Origin of the sequence: Shimazuella alba, from assembly GCF_009831235.1 — a bacterium.
Classification (GTDB): domain Bacteria; phylum Bacillota; class Bacilli; order Thermoactinomycetales; family Thermoactinomycetaceae; genus Shimazuella; species Shimazuella alba.
Window position 1 is genome coordinate 38,281 of sequence record NZ_WUUL01000015.1, and the last position, 13,545, is coordinate 51,825.

Sequence of the window (13,545 nt, forward strand, 5' to 3'; positions counted from 1 at the left end):
ATTCAAACATAGACGATATGCTATGTTAGTTCTTGTCGTTGTTGCTCCATGTAATGAGAGATCTCTTCGTCTAATTCTTCTACCTCTCTAGCTTCACCTGATTCAATCATTCTTTTCATACCCCAATCCAATCCCCATTGGAACGCTTCTATTCTTTCATTCGTTTTGTAATTTGCTGTACTTCCATCTGGTAGGAATACCGATGGAGGAAGATTAGAGACAACACAAGTAGTAACCGTTTTACGTTGGTTTTTCTTCGATTGAATGTACACTGCTGCTGTGCGTTCCGCTAATTTTTCAACAAAAGATGCTTTTATGTGTTTACGAGTAAGTTCTTCAATTTCATCTGCACCTTCCAACTGAGCACAACTGATAACCATTCCAATGTTGCCTTTCATTGCTTGCACTAGTTCCTCATTGTTAAATTGATCAATCTCTCTTGTGATCAGACCTAATCCCAGATCACATTTTGTATCACTCAAGAAAATCTCTGTAAATAAAGGAATCTGAATCATATGGGCTTCTTCGATCATCATAAGATGAAACTTAGATCCAACTGGACGTTTGATCGCAGCTTGATAATAATGATTGACCAATTGACCAACCGTAACTTTTAATTCGTGATCTTTCATCCCATCAAGATCAATAAATACCAAATGACCTTCATCCATATATTTCATGATATCGAGCGTCATCTCTTTTTGAAGATACATCCTGCGCATCGTAGGATCTTGAAGCAATGGATCAATATGATTTAATATCCCTTCTACTTCCTTCTTGAGTTCCTGTTGATCTAATTTTGTCCAGAATCGTTTCACATAAGGGTCTTTTCCTTTTTGCACAATCTGCGCTCGAAATGCTGGATCACGGAAAAATTCATCAACACATAAAACCGTATGATGCTCATCATGCTCCATCAGGCTATGAACAGCAAGTGTAAGCAATCGTTTCATTCTAGTAAGAGACTCACTTTTTCCGTGCTTATGCAACAATACTTCTGCGATTTGCTCTGCAATCTGATCGATTGGGTTATTATTTGGGTTTGCCAATAAGTTAAGACCAACCACATGCGATGTATCACTGGAAAGATTAAAATGGTGAATCTTATCTTTTGGAATTTTTTCTCCACTTTCCTCTAAGAAACGTAAGCGGTTTTCAATAATAGCAATAATTTCACGTGCTGGATCTAAAATGGTAAATCCAGGATGACTATCTGGATCTTTTAGCCAATCATCAATCATAGATTGTATGATCTGCGTTGAAGCACTAGATCTGCCCATTCCACTTGTACCAGATAGAAGAAAATGTTTGGTGAGTTGATTATGACTCACTCTCACTTCTCTTGTGTGCAAAGGATGTTTGGCAACACCGATTAAAATCCCCTCATTTAGTTCATTATCTTCAAGTGTTCGTTGATCGTTTACCAAATGCATTAAATACCCGCGACTATTTTTATCCGTTTTTTCTGGTTCCTTATAGATCCAATGGGAGGAGGGAGGCAAATGGAACAAATTAGCTAATTCATTTCCATCCCACACCATAAAGGTTGAAGGATAGGGATATGGGATCGGATTTTGATCTTTTATCGGATTCCACCATTTTTGAGGCCAAAATCGAATAGCTCCATCATAATTCATCGCAGTTTCAATCGCATTTGCGCTAGATCGAACAATAGAAACCGAATTCTCATGATTCGACCACAGGCTAAGTCTTACTTTAAACGAGAGCTCACGACCTGTAAGTCTTTTCATTAAGCTGATTCTACGGGCTTTTTCCTCCGGCTCCATTTCGGAAATCTTTTTATCTTTAAAGCTATCCATTACATCTTCTGATCGATCTTCTAGCTGCGACCAACTAACTGGCGAAAATTGCAAATCGAGATATGTCCCAGGTCTTAATGAGTTTAAAATATTTCCGATTGGACTTTCTTTTTTCTGTTCCAATGAAGCTAATGGCAGTCCTTTTCTCTTTCCTAACTGAAAAGTGAAGATCCCCCCTGATCCACCATTTTCTGCTTCTGGAAACTGGTCTTTGGTGATCTCATGTATTTCTGCGGAAGGGTACACACTTTTAATCGTATCAAAGACACTGTTCCCTTTATCTTTTGGATAAGACATATAGATACCTATCTCATTAGAGCCTGCCGGGATAGCAAAACGAATGCGGAACCATGGATTACCAAACCGTATTCGTCTTGTTAAATGCCTGATCATACCACCAAACGTACGCGTCATCATGGTGATTTTATCGATTTCCAGCTCAATATTGTCGGACGGCAAGATCCGAAGATAACGCACTCCTTTAACTGCTTGTCGACGATAGTACATAATCATCAGCCAGCGAATAGCGATATACAACAACGGTATACATATAAGAATCGCGATCACGGTTGGCAACCACGATAAAATGTAGTTACCGGATGATGCTACTGTATCATTAACCGTGTCCACTGCTTCAGATGTATCTGGTGATTTCCCTTCCAATCTCGGCTGCAAAAACTCCCAGATTTTCGCAAGGAGAAAGAGAAAAGCTATTCCTAAAACAACATACAAGAAATACCAAGGTATTTTTGCCAAATCATCAGGACCACCTTTTGGCATCTTTAACCAACTCATTTTTCCCCCACCTATCTTGGAAATCTTATCTTCTCAATTCGAGTTGTTGCATTCTGTAAATATTTACTAAACTGTTTCGAAATATCTTTCGAATTATCCGTATACTGTGTAAATTTACCTAACGATCCATTCACAATGCCTATAAGCTCATTTCTTTTCCAAATAATACCAACAGTCAGGATCAATTGCATAATAATCGTCCAAGCATAACCATAATCTTCTGGTGGTGTTAAGTTATACAAAATTTGTGATAACGTTAAAATCATGCTGAGTAAAACACCAACTACTATCTTTAATATCTGATATCCAATGAACTTTTTGGTCCAATCCATCGCTAAACCTGACCACGCCGGATATAGTGCCATTAAAAGCGCAAATGGGGCAAAAAGGGCAAAAATGACAAAAATAAATTGGTAGACCAAAATAGCTCCTGCAACAAATAAAAATACTGCTCCTAATATGAGATGAGACACAACAAGCAGTCCGAGCAGGGTAAGTCTTTGAAACACACCCAAACTGGTAACCATCACATTTGGCTCATACCCAAGCGATGTATTTCCTACCCGTTCTTCATTCACTGCTTGTATACGTGCTTCACTTCCAGGTTTGTTATTTAAAATACGTCCTATTCTCTCAGGAGTTAATTTGGGATCACCTGATGTCATACCGTACTGTAACATGAGATAAGGTTCGTAAATGAGCATATCGTACATTTTATCGGCTACTACAAAGGATGAAACTTGAGAGGAATACTGGCTTGCATCAACTTTGGTATTAATTCCTTTGATTGAAAGCTTCTCATTTTTCTCTGAATCTTCTTCAACTTGATTAGTACTAACCATATCAGCCTGCAAACCAACACCCATGATCTCTTGACTAATCCCACTACTGATATCATTTAGATAATGCATCACACCACTGGAGTTATTGAAAAAGGCGAGTGAGGCCATCAAGATGAAGATGGTGGATATAATTCCTGTCCATGCACTTGATGTATCCCGTTTATACAAGCCTTTGTATGCAATCCAAGCACCTGCCAGCAAAATGACAAATGTGATGAAATTTCCCCAGATGCCTGTATTGCCAATCTCAGATCCGTTAAATCCAACAAACTTTTGAATAATCGCATCTACTTTATCTGCAAAAATATCGACAATATCCAATGAAAATCCGCTTTCCACTCCAGAAATAACCAAGAAATCCCAAATCAACAGCAGCTGCCAAACAGAATTTACGATAAACGAATGGATTAACGCATAACCTGAATCATAAAAGTTACTGTTGAGATCCCAACTATCATGATCCGGGAATTGAATTTCTAAGTAGTAACGACTTGGTTTGTATTTGGTATACTTCACTTCGTATCTTTTTTGTTTTGCTTGTTCGACTCGCTCTTCTGGAAAATGAACAAGGGTATCGAACATAAAATTGTAACCCGTCTGATTAGGAGGGGCAGCGGTTTCTGCGCTAACTCTACCTTGCATGGTTAACCATAGGAAGCAAACGAGGAAACCTATCGCCAACCACTTGTTTATTTTTTTCATAACATCTCTCCACCCATAGGTTATACTTTCATCGTCTTTGTCTCGATATGTAGCTTTTTCGATCCGGGTCTGGTATCAAAAGCTTGTAGAAGTCTATCTTCCATGATGCAAATCTCCAATTCATTCACTCGTTTTTCAAGATCAGACATCAAGCATGTACCTGTTGGAAGATTTCTCACTTTTTGGATGTTGCTCTCATTTGCTTCAATACCGAGGATATGACATGCTGCTTCTGCTTCTTTGTTATCGCGACAACGGAAGACAAATCGACAACCTAAGTTAGAGCGAATCTCTTCTCCTAACATATCTTTTGCATTTTGACTAATCAGGTAGATCGCTGCGTTTTTACTTCTCCCTGTTCTTACTAATTCTTCTAAAATAGTCCGTCCTTCACGTACTTTCGCTAATCGCCATGACTCATCAAATAACACCATCTTAAATTGATCAGAAGATTGATTAGAGAAACGACGGGAAAAATCAGAGATGGCCATTAACAAAGCAATTCCCATTCTACCGAAATCCGTCTGACTCTCTTCTGGTAATTGTAAATCTTCAATTTGTAATATGGTCAATGGTTTCGACAGATCGATTGCTTCTTGGGTACCATCACCAAATAAAAGTTGTCCTTGACCCGAGGTAGCCAGATAACCGAGCACATCAATGATTTCTTCTAAACTATCTTGTCTTTTCTCAGGTAATTTCTGTACACCTTCTATCAAAACTTCTAATACCATAGTCATGGAGGGATTATCTGCTTTGATTACTTGGTCCACTACTTTTCCTAACACAATCGCTTCGTAAGTACCATCAGCTGCACGTGCTAAAAATTGAAGTATTCGCTTTGCCGTCTCTGCCGCAGCAAATTTGTCTGATTGTGTTTTTGCACCCATAAGTGGATCCAATTTTCCACGATCCGCTTCGCCAGAACGAAGGGTAATCGTGTTTGTGATAGGAGCTAGTTCAGGTAACACATCGGGCCAGTGTGCTCTCTCATCTTTTGGATCGAAAATGAGTACTTTTGAACCTTTTAGTAAGGCTTGATATGCTAATAGATTGGCTCCTAATGACTTCCCTGCACCTAAGGAACCAATAAAAGCAGCAGAAGCTGTAGTGCTTAATTTTTTATCTTTTGGTCCACGATCATGTTCAAAAAAGACCGGTAAGTTTTTAGACATCCCAATAAAAAATCCTTGGTTATCTCCCAATTGTCTTACGGCTCCTAACATACTTGCTGCAGCTGCTGTTGGGTCCATATGATGAATATAATCCGTTATATAACGTTTACTCCCAGGTAAAAATTCATTAAACCCACGCCACTGATCACCATAAGGTATTTCGATTTGCACCAGCATCTCACTGTACAGATCTTTTACTAATTGGATACGAAGTTGCAATTCATCTTTGCTTTTAGCAGAAACGCATAAAACAATTGATGTTGTCAGTAGTGGAAATTTATCTACACGCAGATTATTTTCAAGCTCCAATGCTTCTTGCCTACTATTTAATATATGAAAAGAGGTAGCTTCTCCACTTTCCGTCGCATGTTCATCTTCTGCTTTTAACTCTTTTTTCTTGTTTTGAACTTGAGAGAGTGCTTTTCGATATTCAATCGTCTCTGTTCTGACAGAAGCCTCAACAGGAAATGGTAATTTTCCGAGTGAATAAAGCCATTCTGTACCAGGAAACGGAGCTTTGTCTGGAATATGAGAGATCGTCAGAAATGCCATATAACCAAGACGCGGCTTTCCAGATACAAATTGCTCTACTACCAATTGCCGACCACCGGATCCATCAAAACGTCCTTCTGTCAGCGTCAAAATATCGCGGGTTGGTCGAATGGCTTTCTTCCCTTTCACTTCGACAGGAATTGCTTTTGGTTTCCATTGGTATCTGCCGGGTGGATCACCTATTCCTCGATAAAACCCTCTGCGTATCAGCCATTCCAGCTCACTTGTTTTTAATCTTTGTACAGACAAAAAACCATTTAAACGAGAAAAAATAGTTTCCTCCTGAATCTGATATGCTAACATTTCCTCTTCTAAAATCTCTGGATAATCTGTTCCGGAACTATTTAGGAGATATCTTCTAAAATCTTTCCATGCATATGACATTTCTTTTAACAGAGATAGTCCAGATACTTGCGTTTCTTTTAATTTTATGCCAATAAAAAATCGATATTGGTTTAATTCTTTTTCTTTCAGATGATTGACACTCGCTTGAATATGATCCTCCCCAGCTTGGAGGAGATTCGATGCCAACGATTGTTTCATGAATAGTTTTTTCTCTTCTAAATCCTGCGAGACGGGAATCATTAACGAATGAATATCCACATTCATATTCCAATAAAAAGCCTCCAATTTCCCATGGAGGCTAAGTTTGTCATCAACTTTGAGGTAATCATAGGTATAGCCTGCAAGTTCATAATAGGCTGTAACTGTTCCATCTTGGGCAAAAACAATATTTTTTTCAAAATATTTAAGCGGAAAAGGAAAGGTGCTCAAATATTGTCACCTCCACTGTCAAAACGAAAAGAAACTTCACCTTCATATTGGTACTTTTCGTTAGGTGTCTTCTCTAATTTTTGATAACGAGCAAAATGATGATGAGATAATAGATGTTCAAAATAACGAAAAAGAAAACGATGAGGTGCTTTACCATCCAAAGTTTTACGTGTAAAAAACCATGAAACCAGAATGGGAATCCCTACAAATTTTAAGAGATAGTAATTACCAAACCAACTGAGAATTGGTAACGTATTTAAAAGCAACATGACGAATAGTGCCCCTACAAAAAAAGCCAATTGCCGATAAGAAACAGGAATCGGCAAAGGAATTCCTTGTATATTATAGACAGTCTTCTCTATGCGAAATACTTGGTTGTATATCCGGATATGTTTCATTTTAGATAAGCCTCAAATAGCCATTGGAATCCATTTTCTCCTAACTGTGTTACAAAATCAGGTCTAAATACAAACACGCTCACCAGCATTGCAAAGAGAACAAATCCTAAAAAAGCTGTAAATGCTCTTTTCCAAAAAAGAGTTACACTGACAAATATAACAATAAGCATAAAAATAGCACCAATCTCATTGCCTAATGATTCTTCTAATTTCTTACCGGGCCCCTGAGCAGCCAACCATATTAGGGTATTCATACCTTTATATCTCTCCTTGTTTCATGGATATAACATACCAACGATCTGTTTCTTTCACTAACGTAAATACATAGTGACTTACCAGCTGTACTCCTGTCTGTACATCTTCTAACGTAACGTCACAATTAACAATATAGGTATCATCGACTTGGGAGACAGACAAACCATCCATACTGACAAAGCTCTGAATCGACGTTAACCCAGCAGAAGCTTGTTTATTTTTGAAATAATAAGCAATCTCTTGCGGTTCACCGTTCGTATACACCTTCCAGAATGTTTGCATAAAATTTTCCGCTTGATTGGCAATTTCTCCAGAAACTGGACTTCCACTAGTGACAGGCTCTTTTGCTGCAATATCCCGAGCAACAGGAGGTGGAATGAGATAAGGAAAATCAACAACTCGAAATGAGTCACCAGCTTGTTTGATCGGAACAACAAGATAACGATCCACTCTTTTTTGATCTGACTGATTTGTTGTATTTGTCAATATGGTTTCCGCATATACAGTGACTTCCTTTACACCGTCGCCACGATCTTTAACTTGCCATGCGTTTATATTTTGAGTATACGAATTATATTTCGTTGTTTTCATATTCAATCCAGCTTGTGAATCAATGCTGCTAATCAAGAAAGATTGTAGTCGTTGCTTTCGACTCTCTTCTTTTCCAAGGGTCCAGAAGAAGTATTCCTTGGTAAACTGTTCGGCAAAAGCAAGTTCTTTTGTATTATTAACGGGAGCTTTTTGCTCGTCTGTTGCTTGTACTCTCCTTGGCTCTATTGGTATGAGACCAAACTGAATAGACCAAGCAATGGTCGAACTCAGAGCAGTATATACTAGCAACCCCCAAAACAATGTACGAGTCATCCTCTGTTTGCTTAAACGTTTCATGGATGAAAATTCTCCTCTAAATTTACTTCACTAATATTGCTTCCATTATGTAACGTTTCGGAGCAGGTCCAATAAAAGTAAATGGGTAGCAGGTTGCCAAAGTCAAAATCGGTTCATCTCGAGAAACAATTACCGTACGATCATCTGAATCAGTAATCCACATTTTTCGAATTCGGTAAGTAAATACCCCTTGCTTTGTCGAAACTTGGAGTAGATCTCCTTTTTTCAACTGTCCCATCTTTCGGAAAACGGTATCGCGATGACCAGCAATAACACAGTTATCGCCTTCACCTGGTAGTACACTTCCTGCATAATGACCTGCCCCTACACTCAACTCATCTTCATGTGTACCCTCTATTACTGGAATTTTCACCTGTAATCGAGGAATGATTAAATCAGCAAAATGCTGGCCTTTAGTAGGTCTTTGATCGTTCGGAACAACGATAGGCAGAGTTTCTTTTGTTGTTAGATTGGTAATGTTTTCTTGTTTTACAATCTCCGCAGATGATAAATTAGATTCATTATTTTGTAATTTTTGGAAGTAAAGAATAAGCGAGTAGCTTCCATATGCTACTCCTGCTGTAACAAACATCAGAGCAATTATACGGTCCCATTTCATTTATGATTTTGCTCGCTTACGTTTCAATAATAATGCTCCAGCTAATGCCATCCCTGCACCTAGAGCAACCTGATTTAGATCATCTCCTGCTGTCTCTGGAAGCTCTCCACCTTCCTCTGTCACAGGGAGTATTACATCATTTTGTGAAGTAGGTGTGTTTTCTGCTGGTTTCTTTTCTTGTTTTTCCACTTTTTGTTCTTTGATAACATCTGTTTTTGCTTCTTTTTCATTTGTAGGAGGTATAGCTGACTTTTCTTCTTTTTGTTTTGATTTAGATGAGTCCTTTGTTACTGGTTTTTGTTCGGCAGATGGTGTTTTGTTTGATTCTTTTTTGTTAGATGTTGATGCTTTTTCATCTGAATTCGTTTTTTCTTCAGCTTTTTGTGGTACTTTTTCTTTCTCAGAAACCTTTGTTTCCTTTTGTTTGGAAGTTTCGCTACTACCCTCTTCTATGTGTTTTTGCTTATTATTACTGTTTTCGGGTTGCTGCTTGTTCACATCTGATGCAGGTTCATCTAATGGTGGATTTGTTGGTATAATCTCATCCGATTTGTTTTGTGGAGTCTCCTGTTGCTGCAATGGAGCTTTGTTCTCTAACTCCACTTTCGAAGGCGGTTCATCTAATGGGGCTTTGTGATTTTCTTGATCATCTAAAGAATTGGCAAATGCACTACCCACACTAGAAGTCAATCCAGTAACCAAGCAAAGGGAAAGAATTGCTGTATTAGATACCTGACTCAATTCATTTTTTCGCTTGCGAAACTTCCTGGGGCGATGATGTAATAGCGGATCTTCTTCTTCCACTCGAAATGATTCCAATACTCGTTTTGGATCCTTTTGCAACAGAATGCCTCCTTCAAAATCTGAGCGAAAAAAGATTTGGTAAATGAAACCAAATCTTGAAATTGTCATCATTCAGCAAATTTCATCTATCCTGCTTTGAATTATGAAAAAAGTAGAACTAAATGTGCGTCTTTTCTCTATATTATTACAGATCAAGACCCTATTTCAACACTTTTTCATATTTTTTGGAGATTAGGACTTGACAAATGACCTTTTCATTCGACAATTTTTTTCTTGTGTTCTTATTAAACATGAAAATAGCCTTCCTTTTCTTACTAAGAAGGCTATTGGACAAAACTTAATTTTCGCCAATTGGTAAAAATATTTTTTTTATTTTCTTTTTTCTGTACTGGAATATATCGTTCACTTTATTTTTCACTAATAGTGGATGAAACAATCTTCCAATTGGACCTAGTGGTAATGCATAATGAACAATATCTGTCATCTCCACACTGCTATGTAATTGTCTAAAATGATGCTGGTGATGCCAAAAAGCATATGGTCCAAAACGTTGTTCATCTACAAAATATTCTTTATCTTTGACTTGTGTTATTTCCGTGACCCAAGTAAGAGGGATCCGTGCAATCGGTTTTATCTGATATGTAATAATAAGCCCCGGATAAATCTTCTCAGCAAGAGAACTCGTTAATCGAAATTTTAACCAACTAGGTGTCATCTCTGAAAGATTAACAGGGTTAGAAAAATAAGCCCATGCCTCATCCAATGAAATATTTAAATGCTGTGTATGTTCCATTCGATATATTTTCATTTGTCACTCCTTTTAGACTGGATTTAGCATCCATATTGATAAATTTAATAACGTTGTAAATAGTACCCAAATGGCATACGGAACAAATAACAGAGCTGACCATTTCGATAGATTTCGGGAAATGACAATGTAATAAAATATCGTACACAGCAAACAAACACTATCAAATAACGCTAGTACAGGTGAATGCAATCCAAAGAACAAGCCCGTCCATAACAGATTTAAGGCTAACTGAGCGACAAAAACTTGTAAAACAAATTTGCGGATAGGCGATTTCTCTCGCGTATATACAAGCCAACCGGAAATTGCGATAAGAATATAAAGAACCATCCATACAGGACCAAATACCCAAGCCGGTGGTTGGTATGTCGGTTTTTGCAAGCTGTCAAACCAGCTTTTATCGGCTACATCTGTAAATAACGTCCCTGAGAGTGCAACTAGAAAACAGATAGATAAAAAAGCTACAAATGAGAGTATCGCATGCCTATGCTCCTTCATCATCCTCCCCCTTCTAGTTGTTAAACATATGCTCCAGGGTTCGTTTTAAGTCCGAATGCTGAAAAGTATATCCGCTATGTTTTAATTTTCTTGGCGAAACTCTACTTCCTTCAATCAATAATTCATCTGCCATTTGACCATATAACAGCTTTAACAAGAACGTTGGAATCGGCAACAGCGTAGGTCGCTTGAGTACTTTGCCTAATGTTTTCGTAAATCGATAGTTGGTAACAGGTTCAGGACTTACTACATTCACTGCCCCTACCACATCTTCTTTTTCGATCAAAAACTGAATAATAGAAGGTAACTCATCCAAAGCAACCCAGCTCAAAATTTGTCGTCCGGTTCCGATTTTCCCTCCTAATCCCAATTGAAAGGGAAATAGCATCTTTCTTAGTGCACCGGAATGTGTATCTAAAACCACTCCAAAACGCATGTGAACAACACGAATCCCCTTCTCTTCTGCAGACTGGGTTGCATTTTCCCATTTCGTTACTACCTCTGGTAAAAAACCCTTGCCTTGTTCGCTATTCTCATCTAGGGAAGAGGATCCAGGATGATTACCGTAATAACCGATCGCAGAAGCTGAAAGCAAGCATCTTGGTGGATTTTTCAAACGAGCTAAAGAAGTAGATAGTAAGTGTGTACCATCCACTCTACTCTTTTCAATCTTCTCTTTCTGCTTTTTGCTCCATCGCTTGCTGATATTCTCTCCTGCAAGATGGATCACCACATCCATACCATCTAGTTGTTGTAAATCGATAAATTGTTTTTCGGGGTCCCATGAAATGGTAGGTTCTTTAAAATTTGCATTTCGTGAACGAATCACACGAAAAATATGATGTCCCTGTTCCTGTAAGGAGTGAACCAAACGTTGTCCTACCATTCCCGTAGAACCAGTGATTGCAATTTTCAAGAAATCCCCTCCATATCACACTTTTCAATTTCCCATACTTTCCCTAATTATGACAAAATATCCTATGTTATATTTTCTCCCATGATTCTATTTCCCCTTCTACTAGGAAAAATAATGGATGTATTTCCATCTCCTCCTCATAAATAATAACTCCCATCTGTTCAGGAGCTCTGCCTTTTAATTTCTCTAAAAGCCAGTCTCTTTCATATTTTACTTGTCCTTTTGTTACTGGAATCAAACTGGATGTACGAGGAGAGCCTATCTTACTTTCATCAAAATCATGCCCTCTCACCAAAGCATGTTGATGAATGGCACTTAAATAAGTTCCTATAGCCGATAAAGGGGACGGGTGTCGTTTAAAACGATCTAGCTGTGGATGGTTTTTATAACCTTTGGTGTTTCCTTGAAGTACAGCCTGCGCGAGCAGTGTTTCCCTCCATAACGCAACCAACCCTTTTGTATCCAAATATTTGGGATGGATACTCCATAACCGCATAAAAAACACCTCATTTTGAATATATTTACATTTACAAATGTAAGAAAACCCCGCTTATGGGGCTAACTTACTTCAATATGGGCTTTTCTCTCTGAAAAATTCCACTCTGGATAATAACTATCTGCAACTAAAAGATTTGGACCGGTACACTTTGCAGCTGGGCATATACAATGCAGTTTTTTCGCCATTGGATGTTGTAACCAAGCTGCAAAAATATCAGCAAGTTTATGTGTGAAAATATTTCCAAATGAAGGAATATCCGCGAAATCTGTTATGGTAACATCTCCTGTGAATAGATTAATATTCAATCTGTTTCTTCCATCAGGATCTTGACGAACCGTTACATTTTTTTGGTAATGTAGTTTTTTCCATAACAACTGATCATTTTTCTCATTACTACAAGGGAAAAAGGGAAGAGTTCCAAATAATATCCATGCTTTTGGATTTTCAATCAGTTGCTCCACTGCATTTCGATAATCATCTAAGGATAGCAACGACATTCCTTTTGCAAAATCACTGGGATACAGAGGATGTACCTCATGCCGTTTACAACCCATCTCTACGATATCATCATGCATCTGCAAAATATGAGAAGCAGTGAAAGGGCTAAGAAATGTTTCTGCGGATACAAACACATCTTGCTCTGCTAATTTTTTTGCATTGTCCTTCATCAATTGAAACGTTTTTTCTGCAACGGCTTCAGAAACTGTCCGATTCATTTTGGCATAAACCATTCGATGAAAATCATGATAATCGCGGTAGTTGTATGAAATATGAACAACATCTACATCTTGGATCCATCCCTCGTAACGATGATAGGGCAGGGTCAAATTGGTATTTAGCTGTATATAGATTCCACGCTTTTTTGCATACTGCAAGATTGGTTTGATCGCCTTTTCCACCGTGTCTGAATGAAAAACTGGCTCACCACCTGTTATGCTAATGGTTTGTAGTGTTTCAAGCTCATCCAAACGGTCAAAAACTGTTTGAAAACAGATAAATGGCTCTTCTTTATGGAGGAGTGTTTCCCCGACTGCACAATGCTCACAGCGTAAGTTACAGAGATTCGTAACCGTGAACTCAATACTTGTCAACTCATAACGATGTTTTGCTTGAATGGTATTCCAAGCATCCCATGGGTCCCACTGCGGGGAAATTGGCAATTTCATTTCTTTACACCTTCTTGTGGTTCATTCGACAATT

The 13,545-nt window shown here is 38.2% G+C and carries 13 protein-coding genes; all 13 read right to left on the reverse strand.

Annotation, left to right across the window (positions count from 1 at the left end; genetic code table 11):
• Window positions 1-20 precede the first annotated feature (20 nt).
• Entirely contained in the window at window positions 21-2,615 is a 2,595-nt protein-coding gene (locus GSM42_RS17700) for an ATP-binding protein (protein ID WP_160802874.1), read from the reverse strand.
• An 11-nt stretch (window positions 2,616-2,626) separates the two neighbouring features.
• Entirely contained in the window at window positions 2,627-4,159 is a 1,533-nt protein-coding gene (locus GSM42_RS17705) for a CD3337/EF1877 family mobilome membrane protein (RefSeq protein WP_160802875.1), read from the reverse strand.
• 20 nt (window positions 4,160-4,179) lie between these two features.
• Window positions 4,180-6,660: an ATP-binding protein gene (locus GSM42_RS17710; protein ID WP_160802876.1), complete on the reverse strand. Its 2,481-nt coding sequence runs from the start codon at window positions 6,658-6,660 to the stop codon at window positions 4,180-4,182.
• Window positions 6,657-7,058: a TcpE family conjugal transfer membrane protein gene (locus GSM42_RS17715; RefSeq protein WP_160802877.1), complete on the reverse strand. Its 402-nt coding sequence runs from the start codon at window positions 7,056-7,058 to the stop codon at window positions 6,657-6,659. Before GSM42_RS17715 ends, GSM42_RS17710 begins: the two co-directional genes overlap by 4 nt.
• The gene (locus GSM42_RS17720; protein WP_160802878.1) at window positions 7,055-7,312 is read right to left on the reverse strand and encodes a hypothetical protein; all 258 of its coding nucleotides are present in this window, start codon (window positions 7,310-7,312) and stop codon (window positions 7,055-7,057) included. Before GSM42_RS17720 ends, GSM42_RS17715 begins: the two co-directional genes overlap by 4 nt.
• 4 nt (window positions 7,313-7,316) lie before the next feature.
• The gene (locus GSM42_RS17725) at window positions 7,317-8,201 is read right to left on the reverse strand and encodes a conjugal transfer protein (protein ID WP_160802879.1); all 885 of its coding nucleotides are present in this window, start codon (window positions 8,199-8,201) and stop codon (window positions 7,317-7,319) included.
• Window positions 8,202-8,223: 22 nt separating this feature from the next.
• Window positions 8,224-8,820, reverse strand: a complete 597-nt coding sequence (locus GSM42_RS17730; RefSeq protein WP_160802880.1) for a class D sortase — start codon at window positions 8,818-8,820, stop codon at window positions 8,224-8,226.
• The gene (locus GSM42_RS17735; RefSeq protein ID WP_160802881.1) at window positions 8,821-9,663 is read right to left on the reverse strand and encodes a hypothetical protein; all 843 of its coding nucleotides are present in this window, start codon (window positions 9,661-9,663) and stop codon (window positions 8,821-8,823) included.
• 298 nt (window positions 9,664-9,961) lie between these two features.
• Window positions 9,962-10,432: an SRPBCC family protein gene (locus GSM42_RS17740; protein WP_160802882.1), complete on the reverse strand. Its 471-nt coding sequence runs from the start codon at window positions 10,430-10,432 to the stop codon at window positions 9,962-9,964.
• 12 nt (window positions 10,433-10,444) lie between these two features.
• Complete coding sequence (locus GSM42_RS17745) at window positions 10,445-10,933, reverse strand: TspO/MBR family protein (protein WP_160802883.1); 489 nt, start codon at window positions 10,931-10,933, stop codon at window positions 10,445-10,447.
• Between the two features lie 10 nt (window positions 10,934-10,943).
• Window positions 10,944-11,846, reverse strand: coding sequence for a TIGR01777 family oxidoreductase (locus tag GSM42_RS17750; protein WP_160802884.1), 903 nt, complete (start codon window positions 11,844-11,846; stop codon window positions 10,944-10,946).
• Between the two features lie 67 nt (window positions 11,847-11,913).
• On the reverse strand, window positions 11,914-12,342 hold the full coding sequence (locus tag GSM42_RS17755; RefSeq protein WP_160802885.1) for a pyrimidine dimer DNA glycosylase/endonuclease V: 429 nt from the start codon (window positions 12,340-12,342) through the stop codon (window positions 11,914-11,916).
• A gap of 62 nt (window positions 12,343-12,404) precedes the next feature.
• On the reverse strand, window positions 12,405-13,511 hold the full coding sequence (gene yfkAB / locus GSM42_RS17760) for a radical SAM/CxCxxxxC motif protein YfkAB (protein WP_160802886.1): 1,107 nt from the start codon (window positions 13,509-13,511) through the stop codon (window positions 12,405-12,407).
• Window positions 13,512-13,545 lie beyond the last annotated feature (34 nt).

Excerpts from the sequence above, each read along its gene's own strand:
- GSM42_RS17745 (WP_160802883.1), bottom strand. The coding sequence starts at position 10,933 with ATGATGAAGGAGCATAGGCATGCGATACTCTCATTTGTAGCTTTTTTA.
- GSM42_RS17700 (WP_160802874.1), bottom strand. The coding sequence starts at position 2,615 with ATGAGTTGGTTAAAGATGCCAAAAGGTGGTCCTGATGATTTGGCAAAA.
- yfkAB (WP_160802886.1), bottom strand. The coding sequence starts at position 13,511 with ATGAAATTGCCAATTTCCCCGCAGTGGGACCCATGGGATGCTTGGAAT.
- GSM42_RS17730 (WP_160802880.1), bottom strand. The coding sequence starts at position 8,820 with ATGAAATGGGACCGTATAATTGCTCTGATGTTTGTTACAGCAGGAGTA.
- GSM42_RS17755 (WP_160802885.1), bottom strand. The coding sequence starts at position 12,342 with ATGCGGTTATGGAGTATCCATCCCAAATATTTGGATACAAAAGGGTTG.
- GSM42_RS17720 (WP_160802878.1), bottom strand. The coding sequence starts at position 7,312 with ATGAATACCCTAATATGGTTGGCTGCTCAGGGGCCCGGTAAGAAATTA.
- GSM42_RS17740 (WP_160802882.1), bottom strand. The coding sequence starts at position 10,432 with ATGAAAATATATCGAATGGAACATACACAGCATTTAAATATTTCATTG.
- GSM42_RS17715 (WP_160802877.1), bottom strand. The coding sequence starts at position 7,058 with ATGAAACATATCCGGATATACAACCAAGTATTTCGCATAGAGAAGACT.
- GSM42_RS17705 (WP_160802875.1), bottom strand. The coding sequence starts at position 4,159 with ATGAAAAAAATAAACAAGTGGTTGGCGATAGGTTTCCTCGTTTGCTTC.
- GSM42_RS17725 (WP_160802879.1), bottom strand. The coding sequence starts at position 8,201 with ATGAAACGTTTAAGCAAACAGAGGATGACTCGTACATTGTTTTGGGGG.